Source organism: Acinetobacter sp. 22301 (assembly GCF_052045285.1).
GTDB classification, from domain to species: domain Bacteria; phylum Pseudomonadota; class Gammaproteobacteria; order Pseudomonadales; family Moraxellaceae; genus Acinetobacter; species Acinetobacter pittii.
The window spans coordinates 127075-146406 of sequence record NZ_JBQEOR010000001.1; the positions used below are offsets into that span (position 1 = coordinate 127075).

At 38.6% G+C, this 19332-nt stretch carries 17 protein-coding genes and 1 pseudogene; 8 read left to right on the forward strand and 10 right to left on the reverse strand.

What is annotated here, in order from left to right; translation table 11 throughout:
• Positions 1-18: 18 nt before the first annotated feature.
• Entirely contained in the window at positions 19-927 is a 909-nt protein-coding gene (locus tag ACTJJH_RS00580) for a pseudouridine synthase (RefSeq protein WP_440600550.1), read from the reverse strand.
• Between the two features lie 120 nt (positions 928-1047).
• Between ACTJJH_RS00580 and tsaE the strand changes: the two genes are divergently transcribed.
• The 5 genes from tsaE to ACTJJH_RS00605 all read left to right on the forward strand — a co-directional run bounded on the left by tsaE (position 1048) and on the right by ACTJJH_RS00605 (position 6019).
• A complete protein-coding gene (tsaE, locus tag ACTJJH_RS00585) occupies positions 1048-1521 on the forward strand; it encodes a tRNA (adenosine(37)-N6)-threonylcarbamoyltransferase complex ATPase subunit type 1 TsaE (RefSeq protein ID WP_440600551.1) in 474 nt (157 codons plus the stop codon).
• Complete coding sequence (gene mutL, locus ACTJJH_RS00590) at positions 1514-3463, forward strand: DNA mismatch repair endonuclease MutL (protein ID WP_417890737.1); 1950 nt, start codon at positions 1514-1516, stop codon at positions 3461-3463. The genes tsaE and mutL overlap by 8 nt, the downstream gene beginning before the upstream one ends.
• Before the next feature lie 6 nt (positions 3464-3469).
• Positions 3470-4414, forward strand: a complete 945-nt coding sequence (gene miaA / locus ACTJJH_RS00595; RefSeq protein WP_057070452.1) for a tRNA (adenosine(37)-N6)-dimethylallyltransferase MiaA — start codon at positions 3470-3472, stop codon at positions 4412-4414.
• A 93-nt stretch (positions 4415-4507) separates the two neighbouring features.
• Positions 4508-5020, forward strand: a complete 513-nt coding sequence (gene hfq, locus ACTJJH_RS00600; protein ID WP_068557462.1) for an RNA chaperone Hfq — start codon at positions 4508-4510, stop codon at positions 5018-5020.
• A gap of 141 nt (positions 5021-5161) precedes the next feature.
• Entirely contained in the window at positions 5162-6019 is an 858-nt protein-coding gene (locus ACTJJH_RS00605; RefSeq protein WP_161282357.1) for a DMT family transporter, read from the forward strand.
• 41 nt (positions 6020-6060) lie between these two features.
• Here the strand turns inward: ACTJJH_RS00605 and nfsB are convergent, their stop codons facing one another.
• Positions 6061-6714, reverse strand: coding sequence for an oxygen-insensitive NAD(P)H nitroreductase (gene nfsB, locus ACTJJH_RS00610; protein WP_161282356.1), 654 nt, complete (start codon positions 6712-6714; stop codon positions 6061-6063).
• 139 nt (positions 6715-6853) lie between these two features.
• Between nfsB and ACTJJH_RS00615 the strand changes: the two genes are divergently transcribed.
• A complete protein-coding gene (locus ACTJJH_RS00615; RefSeq protein ID WP_104074338.1) occupies positions 6854-7084 on the forward strand; it encodes a hypothetical protein in 231 nt (76 codons plus the stop codon).
• A 7-nt stretch (positions 7085-7091) separates the two neighbouring features.
• Here the strand turns inward: ACTJJH_RS00615 and ACTJJH_RS00620 are convergent, their stop codons facing one another.
• Positions 7092-7811 carry a UDP-2,3-diacylglucosamine diphosphatase gene (locus ACTJJH_RS00620; RefSeq protein WP_440600552.1) on the reverse strand — a complete coding sequence of 240 codons (720 nt, stop codon included), beginning with the start codon at positions 7809-7811 and terminating at the stop codon, positions 7092-7094.
• A gap of 15 nt (positions 7812-7826) precedes the next feature.
• Positions 7827-8336 carry a peptidylprolyl isomerase gene (locus ACTJJH_RS00625; RefSeq protein WP_002122280.1) on the reverse strand — a complete coding sequence of 170 codons (510 nt, stop codon included), beginning with the start codon at positions 8334-8336 and terminating at the stop codon, positions 7827-7829.
• A gap of 167 nt (positions 8337-8503) precedes the next feature.
• On the opposite strand from ACTJJH_RS00625, the gene ACTJJH_RS00630 reads away from it, so the two are divergent.
• Complete coding sequence (locus ACTJJH_RS00630; RefSeq protein ID WP_017385407.1) at positions 8504-10231, forward strand: glutamine--tRNA ligase/YqeY domain fusion protein; 1728 nt, start codon at positions 8504-8506, stop codon at positions 10229-10231.
• 426 nt (positions 10232-10657) lie between these two features.
• Here ACTJJH_RS00630 and ACTJJH_RS00635 read toward each other — a convergent pair whose 3' ends face one another.
• The 5 genes and pseudogenes from ACTJJH_RS00635 to exaC all read right to left on the reverse strand — a co-directional run bounded on the left by ACTJJH_RS00635 (position 10658) and on the right by exaC (position 16943).
• A complete protein-coding gene (locus ACTJJH_RS00635; protein ID WP_311079366.1) occupies positions 10658-11380 on the reverse strand; it encodes a glutamine amidotransferase in 723 nt (240 codons plus the stop codon).
• Positions 11381-11546: 166 nt separating this feature from the next.
• Positions 11547-12362 carry an ethanolamine ammonia-lyase subunit EutC gene (eutC, locus tag ACTJJH_RS00640; protein ID WP_311079367.1) on the reverse strand — a complete coding sequence of 272 codons (816 nt, stop codon included), beginning with the start codon at positions 12360-12362 and terminating at the stop codon, positions 11547-11549.
• A 10-nt stretch (positions 12363-12372) separates the two neighbouring features.
• Positions 12373-13759 (reverse strand): annotated as a pseudogene (locus ACTJJH_RS00645) (ethanolamine ammonia-lyase subunit EutB).
• Between the two features lie 14 nt (positions 13760-13773).
• Complete coding sequence (gene eat / locus ACTJJH_RS00650; protein ID WP_440600778.1) at positions 13774-15204, reverse strand: ethanolamine permease; 1431 nt, start codon at positions 15202-15204, stop codon at positions 13774-13776.
• A 227-nt stretch (positions 15205-15431) separates the two neighbouring features.
• Positions 15432-16943, reverse strand: coding sequence for an acetaldehyde dehydrogenase ExaC (exaC, locus tag ACTJJH_RS00655; protein ID WP_204085199.1), 1512 nt, complete (start codon positions 16941-16943; stop codon positions 15432-15434).
• Between the two features lie 142 nt (positions 16944-17085).
• Between exaC and ACTJJH_RS00660 the strand changes: the two genes are divergently transcribed.
• Positions 17086-18276 carry a helix-turn-helix domain-containing protein gene (locus tag ACTJJH_RS00660; protein ID WP_005068630.1) on the forward strand — a complete coding sequence of 397 codons (1191 nt, stop codon included), beginning with the start codon at positions 17086-17088 and terminating at the stop codon, positions 18274-18276.
• Here ACTJJH_RS00660 and ACTJJH_RS00665 read toward each other — a convergent pair.
• Positions 18273-19241 (reverse strand): alpha/beta hydrolase, encoded by a 969-nt coding sequence (locus tag ACTJJH_RS00665; protein ID WP_440600553.1) that lies wholly within the window; start codon positions 19239-19241, stop codon positions 18273-18275. The genes ACTJJH_RS00660 and ACTJJH_RS00665 overlap by 4 nt on opposite strands.
• Between the last annotated feature and the right edge of the window lie 91 nt (positions 19242-19332).

A 19332-nucleotide genomic window follows, 5' to 3' on the forward strand; every position in this document is an offset into this window, starting at 1 on the left:
TTTGTCATTACGATTACATTACAATGTCAATTCAAACTCGGAATTAAAAGACATTCCCTCTTTTGTGAGGGGATCTATAAATGAAATGTGCTTAGCTAATAGCTGTAATGGTTCCGAGAAATCATCTTCAGCCTTGTGTTGAACTACGGGATAAAATGGATCATTTTTAATCGGAATTTCTAAGTAATTAAGATGCACCCGGAGTTGGTGCTGTTTGCCCGTTGTCGGTGTTAAGCGATATTTTGCCCAAATCTGGTTATGCTCGATAAGCTCAATATAAGTCTCGGTATTTGTTTTTGCATTTTCTATAACTTGCATAGTGTAAAAAGGATGACCTTTATCTAAATGCAAGTGTAATGTCTGAGGAAAAATTAAATCTTTTTTATAAGGTGCAACAGCGTGATAAATTTTATTGACTTGGCGCTCTGCAAATAATTGTTGGTAAATACCACGCGACTCAACCCGTTTGCAAAATAGAACAACACCAGCAGTTTCACGATCTAGACGATGAATAGGGGTTAAAAATTCATTTACTGTTTGTTTTTTTAGACGGACTAAAAGCGTTTCTTGAACATATTGTCCAGTCGGGCTAATCGTTAAAAAATGGGGTTTATCGACCACCAGTAAATCATCATTCTCAAATAAAATCCGATGTTCAAATGGAACATGTGGTTCATAAGCCAGAAAGCGATAATAAAAAATATGGGTATTACTTTGGTATGGACTGTCTAATGTTAGTTTTTGTCCATTTGCGCCATAAATAAGTCCATCTTGAAATCGTTGTTGCCACTCTTGCACTTTAATATGTTGGAAATGTTGGCATAGATACTCATAAATAGTTTGAGTACTTGTTTGTGCAGGAAGATAGACTTGGCTTGCGCTTACACCATCAACCATAGGTGGCAAAAAATCGTTCGGACTAGACATAAAAAAGTGTAAATATGTAAGAAAATTGATATAAAAAAAGCCAACTTCTAGGGCTTAAGTAGGCTTTTAAGGCAGGGCAATGTTATCATATCGATTATTTCGAATCATGTTATGTGTGCTATGTCGTATTCATTGAAATTGGTCTTAAATCATGAAGAAGATACTGAGCGTTTAGCTCAAGCTTTGGCGCAGCATGTTCAGTCGGGTGTAATTTATTTAATTGGGGATCTAGGTGCGGGTAAAACCACACTTACACGCTATTTATTACAGGCTTTGGGCCATAAAGGCTCTGTTAAAAGTCCAACTTATACACTCGTTGAGCCGTATAAAATTAATGATAAAGAAATTTTTCATTTTGATTTATATCGTTTGAATGACTCCTACGAACTTGAATTAATGGGAATCCGTGATTATTTAGATATCACAGATGCGTTATTTCTATTTGAATGGCCTTCTAAAGGCGGTGATGAAATTCCACAAGCGGATATCATCATTGACATTCAAAAGTCAGATGATGAGTTGACTCGTTTAGTAACGTTAACTTTACCAACAGAAAATTTGTATCAGACTTTGCAGGAACAGCTTCATGACTGATGAAAAGCTAACACAACGTCGTATTCATACATTAGACGCAGCGTTAGCGAACCAGATTGCAGCAGGTGAGGTGATTGAGCGTCCTTCTTCTGTGGTCAAAGAATTATTAGAAAACTCAATTGATGCAGGTGCAACTGAGCTGATTGTACGGATTGCTCAAGGTGGTTCGACTTTAATCGAAATCATTGATAATGGGCATGGTATTCATCCGGATGATTTAGCGCTTGCTGTCATGCGTCATGCCACAAGTAAGATTAAAACTGCTGAAGATTTACATGCGATTGTGAGTTTGGGGTTCCGTGGGGAAGCCTTAGCTTCGATTGCTGCTGTCTCAAGATTGACTTTGACCAGTAGCCAAGATGAAAGTGGTATCGGCCATCAAGTTGAAGTAAATGGAACAGCATTTGATCATCAAGAGGTACAAGCTGTTGCAGCGCAAAAGGGTACCCATATTCGAGTTCAAGACTTATTTTTTAATGTTCCTGCTCGCCGTAAATTCTTAAAAAAGCCAACTACAGAATTTGGTCATATTGAAGAGATTGTTCGTCGTTTGGCTCTAACGCATTTCGATATACGTTTTGTGCTTGAACATAATGATAATATAAGAATTAATTTACCTATAGCGGATAGCGGAGAGCTACGTTTTCAGCGAGTTCAGCAATTATTAGGCTCACAATTTGTTCAAAATGCATATTGGATTGATGCTGAAAGTATTAGTATGCGTTTATCAGGTTGGCTTGGTCATCCTTCAGATGCACGTGCACAGGCTGATATGCAATATGTCTATGTAAATGGTCGTATTGTCAAAGATAAAACGATTTCGCATGCGCTGCGCATGGCCTATGATGGTATTTTACATGGTCATCAACATTCATCTTATTTACTTTTTTTAGAAGTCGATCCTGAAAATATTGATGTCAATGTTCATCCAACTAAACATGAGATTCGATTTTTAAATCAAAGAGAAGTGCATGAGTTTGTAAGGCATTATGCAAAAGAAACTCTCGCACAATTTCAGACAGCGAGTGCTGATCTAGCTCAAGCGATGAAAGCAGATGAAAGCTCAGATTATTCAGTGCAGCCGCAGCCCAAATATCAAGAACAATTTTCATTGCACCGCGCAAATGAAACTTTAAATTCAGACAGTGAAGCACGAACTCAGCATGCACCGACAGAATTATTAACCGATTTTAACGCTAGTCGTCCGCAAGCTGTTCACTATGCAGATCAAACACCAAAATATAATGGTTCTGCTCAACTAAATAATGCTTTAAAAACTTATTTAGCCCCACTTCGCGACCAACCTGCTAGTTTTTCGGTGAATGAGGATGTTGAGCCAGCTGCTAAAGTAGATGAATTTCCATTAGGCATCGCAATCGCTCAACTGCATGGAATTTATATTTTAGCGCAGAATACCGAAGGGCTTATTATTGTTGATATGCATGCGGCACATGAACGTATTTTATTACAGCAAATGAAAAATGCTTGGGATAAACCTGAATTTTGGACATCTCAGCAGTTGCTTATACCTAAGGTAATTTCCATTAGCCGTATGCAAGCCGTTAGGGTCGAAGAATTAAAACCTCAGCTTGAGCGTTTAGGCTTGGAAATTGATTTATATGGTGATGAGCAAGTTATTGTTCGTGGTGTGCCCGCCATATTACAAAAAGCTGATTTTGAAAATCTTATTCCAGAGCTTTTAAATGATTTAGATCCAAATGATGAAGCACAAGGATTACTTCAAAAAAGAGATGAGTTGTTAGCGGGAATGGCATGTCATGGAGCCGTACGTGCACATCGACAACTCAGTCTTTCAGAAATGAATGCTTTACTTCGTCAAATGGAACAAACCGAATTTGCGAGCCAATGTAACCATGGGCGGCCAACTTGGCGTGCATTCCCATTACCTCAATTAGATAAATTATTTGCTCGAGGAGAGTAGTTTTACATGTCAAATCAATTGCCCGTCATCAATTTAATGGGACCAACTGCGAGCGGAAAAACCGCTTTGGCATGTGAATTATACGAGCGTGGAAATTTTGAGCTAATTTCTGTTGATTCCGCTCTTGTCTATAAAGATATGGATATTGGCACGGCTAAACCAACTCGTGAAGAGCAAGAACTCTATCCTCATCATCTTATTGATATTATTACTCCTCTGGAAGTCTATTCAGCTGCTCAGTTTGTTGAAGATGCATGTAAATTGATTGATGAAATGCATTCACGTGGCAAAACTCCTATTTTAGTAGGAGGGACAATGTTATATTTCAAGGCACTGTTAGAAGGGTTATCTGGTAATTTACCAAGTGCTAATGCTGAAGTTCGAGCTGCAATTGAAGAAAAAGCTTTAAACGAAGGATGGCAGGCAGTTTATGATGAGTTGGTTTCTGTAGATCCTGCTGCTGCTATAAAGTTTAATGTAACTGATAAGCAAAGAATTATTAGGGCTCTTGAAGTTTATAAAATTACGGGTGAACCAATTACTAAATTGCAGGCAGAACAACCAAAAAACGTACCATATCGATACATATTTCATAACTACGCTTTACTTCCGGATCGGGTAGAATTACATCAACGCATTGAGCAAAGATTAAGCAAAATGTGGGATATCGGTTTTTTGAGTGAAGTTGAAGCTCTAATTGAAAAATACGATTTAGATGAAAATTTACCCTCAATGCGTTCGGTGGGTTATCGACAAGCACTAGAATTTCTATTAAAAAGTGACTTAAGTCTCAAAAGTAAACGTGAAATGGAGGATAAAGCTTTATTTGCAACACGACAACTTGCCAAACGTCAATATACGTGGTTACGTTCTTTGCAAGAAATACACGATTTTAAAACTTACTTGACGATAAAGCAGGCGAAAGAAGACTTGCGAAACTCTTATGGATAAAGCAAAATTTGCACACTGTCTTTTTATAATTTTTAGTTGAAAAATAAAGATAGTTTTTTTGCGCTGATTTAAAAATTTTTTTTGGAGTTAAAAATGTCTAAAGGTCAAACTTTACAAGATCCGTTCTTAAATTCTCTCCGTAAAGAACGTATCCCTGTTTCTATTTTCCTTGTGAACGGTATTAAATTGCAGGGTCATATTGAATCTTTTGACCAATATGTTGTTTTATTAAAAAATACTGTAAGTCAAATGGTTTACAAGCACGCGATTTCAACTGTTGTTCCAGCACGTAATCCACGTCCAGCAGGCGCACAAGGTACAGGCTTCCCAGCACAAGGCGGCACTCAAGGCGGTTTTGGTGGTCAAGGTAGCGGCTTTGGCGGCGCTCAAGGTGGCTTCGGTGGCGCTCAAGGCGGCTTCGGTGGCGCTCAAGGTGGCTTCGGCGGTCAAGGTGGTTTCGGTGGTCAAGGCGGTGGCTTTGGTGGTCAAGGTGGCTTCGGTGGTCAAGGTGGCTTCGGCGGCCAAGGTGGCTTCGGCGGTCATCAAGGTGGTTTTGACAACGATTCTAAATTTGAAGATGGTCAAGACGACGAAAATAATCGTTAATTGAAATCTAAAAAAGAAGCCAGTCAGATAATGACTGGTTTTTTTATGTGTATTTAAAAGTTAATCCAAAGCATTTAAACGGTCATGGATAGCGATTTGGCCATGATGACTAATATATTTAAATAGATAGGGCTTTAATTAATGATATTAATATTAGCTGCTGCTTTGAGCAGTGTCTTGGTGTCTATCCTATTAAAAAATTTAAAGAAAAAAGGTTATCCGCCATTACAGATGATTGCATGGAACTATGCAAGTGCTAGTCTTCTTTGCTTTTTGTGGTTTCAGCCCGATATCCAACATGTTTCAATAATGCATACTCCATGGTGGTTAATCCTTGCCTTGGGGGTAATTTTACCTAGTATTTTTTTATGTCTTGCTAAATCACTAGAATATGCAGGAATTGTTAAAACTGAACTTGCACAGCGCCTTTCAGTTGTTCTTTCTTTGCTCGCAGCATATTTCTTTTTTCATGAGCAATTTAATGCATTAAAACTATGGGGAATAGGTTTAGGAATTCTTGCAGTTTTACTTGTTTTATTTGGACAAATGAAGTCTTTTTCCAATCATCAATCTAGAAAAGCAATTCTTGCTTTATTAAGTGTTTGGTGTGGTTATGCGGCAGTAGATATTCTTTTAAAATATACAAGTAGTTTAGGCCTTCAGTTTACACTTACTTTAAATCTTATTTTTATTACAGCTTTTATATTGTCGATTTCATATTTATTGCTACAGAAGACTCAAAAGTGGCAGTTTAAAAGTACGATAGCTGGGTTAATATTAGGCATACTCAATTTTTCAAATATTGCTTTATATGTAAAAGCTCATATTCTTTTAAAAGATTCACCTGCAATTGTTTTTGCAAGCATGAATATTTTTGTTGTGTTATTTGGAATTCTAAGCGGAGTGATTTTATATAAAGAAAAATTAAAATGGCCTACTATTTTGGGGATTCTTTTAGGAATAAGCGGAGTAGTGTGTTTAGCTAGCGCAATGGCTTGATAGTTCAAGAGAATAGAATCTCTTGAACTATAGAGGTTTTATTATAAATAGGTAAAAATTACTTCATCTGGCAGTCGTGATTTAGGAAGTTTGGCATTAAAGTCATTTTCACTGCGATAGCCTAAAGAAACGATTACAGAGCTTCGTAAACCTTTTTCAGTTAAACCGAGCTCGGTATTTAGAACTTCTTCATCAAATCCCCCCATCGGAGTTGCATCAATGCCCTCTAAACCGGCAGCGAACAGTAACTGTCCTAAAGCAATGAATGTTTGATTTTCCATCCATCCAAATAAATTTTTCTGCTCATTTCTATAAAATTCGACATAACCATGGCGAGTATCTTTTTGCCCTAATTTTGCTTTTTCATCTTTAAAACGGCCACTTAAATCATCTTGTTCAAGCAATTGATTTAAGTACTCAGATGAAATGTCTGTTTTTGTACAGAATACAAGTGTATGTGATGATTCGAGTACTTTAGGTGCATTGTAAGCATATTTACCTGTTAGTGCTTTTGCGATTCGTTCTTTAGCTGCAAGATTGTCTGCAACTACAAAGTGCCAAGGCTGAATATTTACTGAAGAAGGGGTAAAACGTAAAATTTCTAATAATTTATTAATTTTTTCTTGAGGAATTTTCTTTTCAGAATCATATGCTTTTGTTGTATAGCGGCTTTTAACAGAATTCAATAAGTCCATAGGTGTGCTCCATATCAATCTTATGGCAATTGAGAGAATTTAATCTTTGCCATCATACGCTATTTTATTCAAAAACATTTCGTATGTAGTTTGATAAAGAAATATAATGTTTATATAAAGTTTTAATAATCTATTGAAAATGATTGATTTAATGCCAACAGATGCAAAGAGTAAGCTGCGAGAATTTAGAATCGTGAAAGCCTTTATCATTTTTGCATTTGTTTTGAGTCTTTTGATTTTATACATTGAGTATCATACTCATGCATATATAAGCTGGAAATTTGTATTTATTGCCAGTCTTTGTGCGATTTACGATTTTGATTTAAATAACAAAATTAAAGAATTGAAAGTTCAAATAAAAAGTGACTAATTTTTAGTTAATAATTCCAGATAATCAATTCAAGCTGTGGTGTATCTGAAGATGGATCAATTTCCAAAATATAAGCTTGATCTTCACGCCAATCGCCAAGAACAATTCGTTGTTTAGCTTGTACTTGGTGAATTGCAGGGCGATGGGTATGCCCATGAATCAGTATATCTACATCTGTTAAAGCAGAAAGTACAGCTTGCTCATTTACATCCATAATTTCATAGCTTTTTTGCTGTTTATCTGCGGAGCTTCTTTTTCGAAAGCCATTAACCAGTTTAGTACGAAAACTCAGTGGTGTACGACGTAAAAGAGCAACTAAGAGCGGATTTCGAATAATCTTCTTAAATCTTTGATAAGAAATATCATCTGTACATAGGGCATCACCGTGTTCTAAACGGTACTGATGTCCAGCAATATTAAGATAATAAATGTCGGGTAGTAATACACCGTTAAATTTATTAAGGAAAATCTGATTTAAAGCAAAATCACGGTTACCTACTTGGAAGTAAACCCGATTTCCTTTTTTGTTAAAGTCTTTTAATGCCTCAACAATTTCATCAAGCCATGGTGCTGAGTAATCATCGCCAATCCAAGCGTTAAACCAGTCACCTAGAATATAAAGCTGTGTTTGTTTATTTTGATAATGCACCAATAAATCTAAAAACCCTCGAACAAGTCGAGGGTGTTCAGGTGACAAGTGTAAATCAGAGATAAACAGATAAGTCACAGCTTATTCCTAAAATTATTCAGAAATAATTTTAGCAGATTCGATTACAACGTTTTCTAAAGGAACGTCAGCGTGGTAACCACGGTTGCCAGTGCGAACGCCTTTGATCGCTTCAACAACATCCATACCTTCAACAACTTTACCAAATACAGCATAACCCCAACCTTGAGCAGTTTTAGAGGTATGGTTTAAGAAAGAGTTGTTTTTTACGTTAATGAAGAACTGTGCAGAAGCAGAGTGAGGTGCTTGAGTACGTGCCATAGCAATCGTACCAACATCATTGCTTAAACCATTGTCAGCTTCGTTTTCGATAGAATCACGAGTTGCTTTTTCTTTGAAGTTTTCATCCATCCCGCCACCTTGGATCATGAAACCATCAATGACACGGTGGAAAATAACGCCGTCATAAAAACCGTCACGTACATATTCTAAAAAGTTTGCTACTGTTTTTGGTGCTTTTTCAGTATTTAGTTCAAGAACAATACGACCTTTATTGGTGTTTAATTCGACTTGAGGAAAACTCATTACATTAATCTCCTAAACATGGGCTTATGACCATGGGTTTTTGGTTGAGAGAAGCATAAGCAAACTGTAAACTACAAGGCAAGTAAAAAACGTTAAAATCTTTGTGAAAAATGAAGATAGCGTTTAAATTTTTCGAAATTTATCTACAAAGAAGTGATTGATACACTATGAAGCCTAATGATGTTGTCTCGAGCCTGCCTAATAACCCGACACCGAATACTCATGCCTCTGTCGATTCTGCGCAGCAAGAACAACAGGCTGGCTTAGATTTTGTTCGCCAAGTCATTACTGATGATTTGGCTACGGGACGTGCAAAGCAGATCGTAACGCGTTTTCCACCAGAACCAAATGGTTATTTACATATTGGCCATGTAAAAGCGATTTGCTTAAACTTTGGTGTGGCTGAAGAATTTGATGGTTTGTGTAATTTGCGTTTTGACGATACAAACCCTGATGCTGAAGAACAAGAGTATGTTGACGGTATTGCGAATGATGTGAAATGGCTTGGTTTTAACTGGAATGGTGAACCACGCTATGCATCGGGTTATTTTGATCAATTATATGCATGGGCAGTTCAACTTATTGAACAAGGCGATGCATATGTAGATTTACAATCTCCAGAAGAAATTAAGTTAAACCGCGGTAGCTTTGTTGAGCCAGGTAAAAACTCTCCATACCGTGATGCTTCTATTGAAGAGAATCTTGCTCGCTTTGAAAAAATGCGTAGCGGTGAGTTTAAAGAGGGTGAAGCGGTTTTACGTGCCAAGATTGATATGGCAAGTACAAATGTACATATGCGTGATCCGATTTTATATCGCGTATTACATTCAGAGCATCATCAAACTGGCGATAAATGGAAAATCTACCCAATGTATGACTATGCTCATCCATTGTCTGATGCCATTGAAGGAATTACCCATTCGCTTTGTACATTAGAATTCCAAGATCACCGTCCGTTTTATGACTGGATTGTTGAAAAAGTAAAATCTAAAGCTGTTCCACATCAGTACGAATCTTCACGTTTAAACGTGGATTACACCATTACGTCAAAACGTAAATTACGTAAATTGGTGGAAGGTGCGTATGTAAATGGTTGGGATGACCCACGTATGCCAACCGTAGTCGGTATGCGCCGTCGTGGTTTTACTCCTGAAGGCTTACGTGATTTTTGTAAGCGTGTAGGCGTGTCAAAAACTGACGGTATTGTTGATGTTGCAATGCTTGAGTTCTGTATTCGTCAATCTTTAGAAAATACTGCTGCGCGTGGTATGGCTGTTTTAAGTCCACTTAAAGTGACTTTAACTAATTTACCTGAAGATATGGATCTTACGCATGCTCGCCATCCTAATGTTGATATGGGTGATCGTGTGATTCCTTTAACTAAGGAAATCTATATTGATCGTAAAGATTTTGAAGAAGTACCGCCAAAAGGCTTTAAACGTTTAATTCCTGACGGTGAAGTGCGTTTACGTCATGCTTACGTGATTAAATGTGATGAAGTCATTAAAGATGCAAATGGTGAAGTGATTGAACTGAAATGTTCAATTGACCCTGAAACTCTAGGAAAGAATCCGGAAGGCCGCAAGGTTAAAGGCGTGATTCACTGGGTATCTGCAACTAAAGGGATTCCTGCTGAAGTGCGTATTTACGATCGTTTGTTTACTGAAGCTGCACCTGATGCAGATGATGACTTCTTGGCAAATCTTAATCCTGAATCATTAAAAGTGGTACAAGCTGTCATTGAGCCAGCTTTGGCACAAGCGAATCCTGAAGATCGTTTCCAATTTGAGCGTGAAGGCTATTTCGTTGCTGATCAATATGATCATTCACCAGAGAAACCGGTTTTCAACCGTATTCTTGATTTGAAAGATAGTTTCAAGCCTGAGAAAAAGTAAGAGATTGATTATCTCTTACTTTTTCGCAAGACGAACAACATGTTGTGAGTAAACAGCAGATTTAAAAAAGCCCAACTCAGTTGGGCTTTTTATTTAGATGTCTTCTCATATTTTCTTTTTCTTTATGATTAATATCCTTGGCAAATTAGCTTAGGTTGGATTAATCACATAAAAATAAAGAACCAAGATTATAAGGAGAATACATGAAAGCAATAAATAAGTATTGACCGTATTAAAGCTTTTAAGAAATTTCCAGATATCCATAGTAAATCAACGTATATTTTGTGTTACAAATTAATAATACACTGAAAATTTTATTAAATGTTTGTTAAAGGCGAATATAGCACTCTCTTTGTTTGAAAAATAAGCAAGCAATCATACCAAATGGTAAAATTTAGTATCCGCGAACATTAGAATCTTTATAGTTTATCCACCATAACCAATTCTTTTTAAGAATTTTTGAATAACATCAAAAGCAGCATGTTCGAGATTTTGAGCATATTGCTGATTTTCTTCGCGAAGTTTTGGAATTGAAATATTTGCATGGCGAAGTTCACATGTATGACCAATGAGCCATTTCTCAAAATTTTCTTCTGTTGTTTCAATATGAAACTGCAACGCGAGAATATTATTTCCAACTTCAAATGCTTGATTGGTATAAATCTCTGAACTAGCTAATAACACCGCGTTTTCAGGGAGGTCGAAAGTGTCACCATGCCAATGTAGAACATGGACATTATTAAGCAAAGCAGATAATACCTGATTAGCGCGTAAGCTTAAGCTGAGTGGACCCCAGCCAATTTCTTTTTGATGTCCTGCATATACTTTTGCACCAAGTGCATGAGCAATAAGCTGTGCCCCCAAACAAATACCTAGTGTAGGTTTATCTGCTGCTAAACGTTGTTTAAGTAAGGCAATTTCATCTTTTAAAAATGGATAATCTTCAGTTTCATAAACCCCGATTGGGCCACCTAAAATAATAGTTAATCCATCGTGTGCAAAAGCAGCAGTTAAATCATCTACACCCGCTTCAAAATAACGGACGCGGAAGCCAAGTTGATAAAAGACATCTTCTAATGAACCTAGGTCTTCGAAAGCAAGATGCTGAATGGCATAAATAGTTTTTGGGAAGGCGTTTGTTGTGCTCATACAAATGATTCATAGAAGATCAATAGGTGGAGTATAGCGATAAATATAAAGAAGAAAATATCTGTATAAATCGTCAATACCTGAAAATTGATATTTTTCGTTAAGATAATATTGTTATGCAAAGGATTATCTATTTTCCAATAAATCTCTTTGCATATTCCATTGCTTAAAATAATAGCTTTTGAGTTTCTTCAAAATCTATATTTGAAAGTTGATGCTCATCTTTTAGATTAACTCCTGAGAAACCAAGCTGTTTTGATTTTTTCATGAGTGCCATTAACCGTTGTACTGCCACAGGAATACTTAAGCCTGCTGAACGGACATTGGAAATACAATTACGTTTAGCATCGAGGCAGCCTGAATATGCATTCAACGTGTAGTAAATTCCCATACTATCAGGAGAGCTTAAACCCGGACGCTCACCAATGAGCATCACAAGCATGGGTGCCTTAAAGATTTCAGCAACCTCATCACCAAGAGCAACCCGACTGCCTGTCGCAATTGCAATTGGTGCAAGGCTCCAGTTTTCTTGCTGAATGTATTCACTTAGCGCTGTAATAAATGGGATGGCATTCGCTTCAATCGCTCTTGCGGAGAGCCCGTCACCGACCATAATACAAACATCATATGGCTTCGGATTTTCTGCATACTCTTTAATTAAGGCATCTTTTGATGGAGTTGAAAGCTGACGACCTAAATCAGGACGTTTAAGATAAAGTTCTTTATTAGGTGCATTACTTTGTATATGAACACTTTGCAGCTGCCGTTGTGCTAATTGCTCAGACAAATAAGAAACATCCATATCTTGATAAACCGCATCTTTTGCTTGCGCATGCGACAACTGGAACTCAAGTAAGGCTTGTGTTGGGATACTACAACCAGCGCGTCCTAATGCAATGCGGGCATCAGTAAATTGTTTAAGTTTTTCCCACTGATCTTGATGGGTAGAAGATGGATATTGAATATCACGGTTCAGTTTCATGGTGTTCTCCCTAGTTCATGAGCAGACGAGAGAATTGGTCGGGCATGTGGTCTGCCCAACAGATTTGAGAGTTTTGTTGTTTAAAAATACCTTGCTGTTCAAGCCAAGCTGAAAACTCAGGAGCGGGTTTTAAACCGAGGAGTTGTCTTAAATAGAGGGCATCATGGAATGAGGTCGTTTGATAGTTGAGCATGACATCATCTGAACCCGGAATTCCCATAATAAAGTTAATGCCCGCAGCACCAAACAGAGTAAGGAGAACATCCATATCATTTTGGTCAGCATCGGCATGGTTGGTATAACAAATGTCGCAGCCCATCGGTACTCCAAGTAACTTACCGCAGAAGTGATCTTCTAAAACCTGCACGTATAATTTGTTTACCGTTAAATAGGTACTCGGGGCCAATAAAGCCGACGACTGTATTTACTAAAAGCGGATTGTATTTACGGGCGACTGCATAAGCACGCGTTTCTAATGTTTGCTGGTCAACGCCGTGATGTGCATTGCTGGATAACGCACTGCCTTGGCCCGTTTCAAAGTACATGACGTTTTGTCCAATGGTTCCGCGCTTGAGTGCAAGTGTGGCTTCATATCCTTCTTGTAGTAAATCGAGTGAAATTCCAAAACCTTCATTAGCTAGTTGGGTACCGGCAATTGATTGGAACATTAAATCAATTGGCACATTTTTTTTAGCCAGTTGAATACCTGAGCTGATATGGGTAAGTACACAAGATTGCGTTGGAATTTGATATTCCTGAATGACATGATCAAGCAATTTTAGTAGCTCTGACAAATTATGAAGATTATCTGTGGCGGGGTTAATGCCAATTACGGCATCACCATTGCCATACATCAAACCATCTAAAATACTTGCAGAAATACCAAGCACATCATCGGTAGGGTGGTTCGGTTGTAAACGGGTAGAAAGATGGCCTTTTAAACCGATCGTGTTGCGAAATTGGGTAATTACCTCACATTTGCTGGCGACATAAATTAAATCTTGATTGCGCATAATTTTGCTGACAGCAGCCACCATTTCTGGAGTTAAACCTGACGCTAAGGCTTTTAAGCTTTGTGCAGTCGCTTCTTCACCAAGTAACCAATTTCGAAAATCGCCTACTGTAAAGTGTGAAATAGGGGCAAAGGCTGCTAGATCATGTTCATCAATAATTAAACGGGTAATCTCATCAGTTTCATAATCGACCACAACCTCATTTAAAAAAATTTTAAGCGGTACATCGGCCAAAGTCATTTGTGCCGCAACATGTTCGGTTGCATCTCTGGCAGCTACACCTGCTAACTCATCGCCTGAACGTAACGGTGTAGCTTTTGCCATCAAGGTCTTCAAGTCAGCAAAGTGATACTGTTGATTGGCGACAATATTGCGATAACTCATAGTTGCATCCTTTTTTATAGTTCTTGTTCTGCGGCTTTAATATTTGCAAACTCTTCTTCTGGTGTACCTTTCACTAAATGATAACGGCTATAGAGTAAAAAGTAAGCAATAAATACGACATAAATAGCGGCAGCAATAAACCAAACTTTCGGATTTACAACAAAGCCAGCAACTACAGCAGCGACTGCTAGAACTAAGGCAATAGTTGAAGTAACGATTCCTCCAGGAGTTTTATAAGGACGAGGCATGTCGGGTTTAGATAGGCGTAGTTTGATGTGGGATAAAAGAATCAACACATAGGAAATGGTGGCACCAAAAACCGCGATTAAAATCAATGAATCGCCTTCTTTGGTCAGTGAAAGCAAGAACCCAATAATGCCCGGAATAATAATTGCGAGATAAGGGGCTTTATTTTTATTGGTTAAAGAGAGTGAAGTAGGTAAGTAACCAGCACGAGAGAGTGCAAAAATTTGACGCGAATAGGCATAGATAATTGAAAAGAAACTCGCGATTAAACCTGCTAAACCAACAAAGTTAACAAAAGTCGCAAGCCAAGTGTTGGTGCCATAAACTTTAACCAGAGCATCGACGAGGGGAGCGCCAGAATTTTGTAAAGTACTTGCACCGGCTGCGCCCGCACCTAAGAATAAAATGAGCATGGCAAAGGCCGTTAAGATGAGCATTGCTCCGATTAAACCGTGTGGCAGGGATTTGGCTGGATCTTTTGCTTCTTCGGCTGCTAATGGCACACCTTCAACTGCAAGGAAAAACCAGATTGCAAAGGGAACTGCGGCCCAGATGCCTAAATAGCCATGAGGTAGAAAACGACTTGCACCAACACCTGTGCCAACAGTAATATCAAATAAATTTTGTGCATTAAAGTGTGGAATCATTGCCACAATAAAAACAACAAGAGCAACTGCTGCGACAAGCGTAATGGCAAACATGATTTTTAAGGCTTCGCCAGCACCTTTGAGGTGTATACCCATAAAAATGGCGTAGCAGGCGAGGTAAATCATCCAGCCATTAATGCCAAATAGAGATTCGCAATAACCGCCAATAAATACGGCAATCGCCGCAGGAGCAATTGCGTATTCAATTAAAATAGCTGTTCCTGTTAAATAGCCTCCAAAAGGACCAAAAGCAGCACGCGCAAAACTATAACCGCCGCCTGCTGTCGGCATCATGGTGGACATTTCTGACATAGAAAGACATAGACATAGGTACATGATTGCAGCGAGTGCAGTGGCAATAAACATCCCACCCCAACCACCTTGGGCTACGCCGAAGTTCCAGCCAGCAAAATCACCTGATATCACATACGCTACGCCTAAACCAATCAGGAGTAACCAACCAACCGTACCTTGTTTGAGTTGACGCTGAGCAAAATATTCTGCTGATGAGACTTCTGTACTTGAAGAAATGACGGAAGCTGTTTCTGGTATGATTCATACAATACTCCTGCGAGTGGGTTTGTATGAATCAATGCAAAAGCAATGCCTAAATGAAGCACTTTAGAGAATAGATGGAGCTTTTTTATTCTACATGATAAAAATTCAAGCTTAACAATCGGAAATAAAGAAGCCAGCAATCTAAATTACTGGCTTCTTATATAATTAATTATCTTACTTCTTTCTAGTGTTGATAGTTTGGTATCAACTTGGTGCGAAACTTAGAAGAAGCCCATTGGTTTAGTTGAATAACTCACTAACAAGTTTTTAGTTTGTTGATAATGATCTAGCATCATTTTATGGTTTTCACGGCCAATACCAGACTTCTTGTAGCCACCAAATGCAGCATGTGCAGGGTAGATGTTGTAGCAGTTTGTCCAGACACGACCCGCCTCAATAGCACGACCAGCACGATAAGAAATGTGAGCTGAACGTGACCATACACCTGCACCTAAACCATACATGGTGTCATTGGCAATTTTAATTGCATCGTCAAAGTCTTTGAACGTTGTCACAGCAAGTACAGGTCCAAAAATTTCCTCTTGGAAAACTTGCATGCCATTGTGACCTTTAAAAATAGTCGGATCGACATAGTAACCATCGCCTACTTCTTTACGGCCGCTACCGCCAAGTAAGAGTTCTGCACCTTCTTCACGACCAGTGTTAATACAACGTAAGATTTTCTCTTGCTGTTGTAGAGATGCTTGAGCACCAATCATCGTTTCAGTATCAAGTGGATGACCAGTTTTAATACGTTTTACACGTTCGACAGCCATCTCTAAGAACTGATCAGCAATGCTTTCTTGTACTAAAGCACGAGAAGGGCAAGTACATACTTCACCTTGGTTTAAGGCAAACATAGCAAAACCTTCAAGCGTTTTTTCTAAGAATTCATCTTCTTTATCCATGATATCTTCAAAGAAAAGGTTTGGTGACTTACCGCCAAGTTCTAATGTCACTGGAATAATATTTTCGGTCGCATATTGCATTACCATTTGTCCAGTTTGGGTTGAACCTGTGAATGCGATTTTTGCAATACGTGGGTTGGTAGCTAACGGGCGGCCGACTTCTGAACCGAAACCATTGACAATATTAAGTACACCCGGCGGTAAAATGTCTTGGATGAGTTCAGCCACCAACAAAATACCCACTGGAGTTTGTTCAGCTGGCTTAATCACAACACAGTTACCTGCTGCTAAAGCAGGTGCAAGTTTCCATGCTGCCATCAAAATTGGGAAGTTCCATGGAATAATTTGACCAACTACACCGAGTGGTTCATGGAAATGATAAGCAATGGTATCTTCGTCAATTTCAGAGATTCCGCCTTCTTGAGCACGTATACATCCAGCGAAATAACGGAAATGGTCGATCGCGAGCGGAAGGTCAGCTGCTAAAGTTTCACGTACCGCTTTACCATTATCCCAAGTTTCGGCAACAGCAAGCATTTCAAGATTTGCTTCTAAACGATCAGCAATTTTTAAAAGTATATTTGAGCGTACTGTTGGTGATGCTTTATTCCATGTTGCTTTCGCTTTATGTGCTGCATCTAGAGCGAGTTCAATATCTTCGGCACTAGAGCGTGGAATACGTGTGAAAGCTTTTCCATCAACAGGAGATACATTATCAAAATATGCACCCTTTATAGGTGCCACCCATTCACCGCCAATAAAATTTTCGTATTGTGATTTAAATTGAACTTTTGAGCCTGGTTGATTTGGATCGATATAGCGCATATAAATATTCCTTTGCTTTTTAGGACTAAAGACTAACAAGAACCCTGTCAGTAGGTACTTTCGTACTTTGTATAATTAGGATATAAAGAAGAAGGTTGGAGAAAGGTTGGAATAGAAATGTGGATATATAAGGAATTTACAAATGTTCACAAAAAAGGATTTATTGCAGCAACGGACGTTGATTGATCAACTGCGCACGCAAAATAGTCTCTCTCCTCAGAATGCTGCCAAACTCGGCCAAAGTATTGCAAGCTCATGGGAACGATCGGCTTCTGCCGCGATTCCTAAAGAGCGTTTTGCTGCTCCATTAGTCGAGAAAAAAACTGCTTCACAAAATGCTTTAGATATGGCTTTAAGCCAATGTGCCGATGACTTACGTCATATTGCAGAGCAATCTTCAATGGTAATTGCTGTCGGTGATATTGGCAGTACGATTATCTGGACGGCACCAAGTGCTCAAATGCAAAGTGCTGCTGAGCGTGTACATTTCGTACAAGGTGGTCAGTGGCGTGAAGAATTTGTGGGCACCAATGCCTTGGCTTTATCTTTAAAAACTCAACAATCAAGCTGTGTTTTTTCAAACGAACATTACATGGAGTCGATTCATGATTGGGTGTGTTATGCCGCGCCGATTATCGATCCATATTCAAAACAAACCCTTGGTGTTGTTGATTTATCAACCACATGGAAGAACCATAATAGTTTAGGAATTCTGGCTGCTGAACGTTGTGCATCCATTATTCAATCTGCTTTGCTAGAGCAGCAGCGCCAGCAATTACATATCCGTGCATTTTCGACGCCGCAAGTTAAATTTAACGGCAAAAGTTTATTATTAACGCCGCGTCAAATTGAAATTTTAACCATATTGGCACTATGTCCGCATGGTTTAACTTTAGAGCATCTTTATCAGGCGCTCTATGGCGAACGTAAAGTAAGCATGGGCACACTTAAAGCTGAAATGTCTCAACTACGAGATATTTTGGGTGGTTTACTTGGTTCACGTCCATATCGTTTGCTGGTGCATGTTGAAGCCGATTTTTTACAAGCTGAACAAGCGCTCGATGCGGGATATGCAGCCTCGGCTTTACAGCTTTACACAGGTGTATTTCTGGCAAAAACTGAAAGTCCATTTTTATGCGCATGGCGTGACTGCCTTGAGTCACGCTTGAGCGATGCGATTTTTAAAACTCAAGAAACAGATTTATTACTTAAGCATTTAGCTCATTTCCCTGAAGCAATTGATGCGGTAGAACGCCTTATGGAGCTCTTGCCGAGTGAACATCCTGCGCATCAACTGCTGGTGAAATACCTTGACTCACCTAAGCTTAGTTAAGTAATTTTTTGATCCAGCCACTGGAACAATTGTTGATAGACTTGTTCTCGTACTGGCTGGGCCGAAAGGACTAAGTCATGCAATCCATTGTGAATAGAGACAACCGAGACATCGCCTTTAATTTTTTTACCATGTTTTTCAATGTCTTTAACATCTAAAATCACATCACTTTGAGTCGCATCTATTCCCCATTTTTTTGGATTTTTAGTTTGATGCGAATGCATAATCAGTGCGGGAACGTTCAGTTTAACCCCACGGTGAATCTCTTTTTGTGCCGTATGAATCGCATGTACAAAGCTGAGTTGAACTGAAGGGGCAGAGGTCGGTTTCCAGTCAAGATTGAACTCCCATTCACCTTTTAGCTGTTTGTGAAGACTGGTGGTGTACCATTTGTTTAATTGGCTTGGAAATTTAACTTTTGGTAGATATTTTCCTACTCGACTGAGCATAGGAATACCAAATTTCTTTTCGACTAGACTTAAATTAAAGTCATAAAACGGGCTATTCGCCCAGAGTGCTTTAATGAGTGGATGGTCTGGATGATGGGCAGCATAAAGCGTTGCTGTCAAACCACCAGTTGAATGGCCTGCAAGTAAAACCTGAGTGTGTTGCTCTTCGCCAATAATCTCTAATGCTTGAGTAATTTCGGCATCATATTCATTTAAATCGAGCACATTATAGAAAATTTGATGAGGCAGTTTTGAGCGGCCATATTTTCTTAAATCAAGTGCATAGAAGTCGTAACCATGAGCATTGAATTGCTCAGCCATTTCGGTTTGAAAGAAATAGTCTAAAAAACCATGAATATATAGTACGGCTTTTTGAGTAGATTGAGCGGCTTTTTTACGCACTAAGGTGGCTACAACTTTCCCTTCATAATCATCAGGAAAACTAAGTGTGAGCTGTTGGTAACCCGTGCCTAAAATATCTTGAACATAAGTTTGATTAGCTAAAGATGTATTCATTTTTATCGAGCTATTGTAATTAAGACATGCAGAGTATCCTTCAATGAAATGGGTGAATTGTCAATTAGGTTTGGAAAAGGTTGGAGTATAG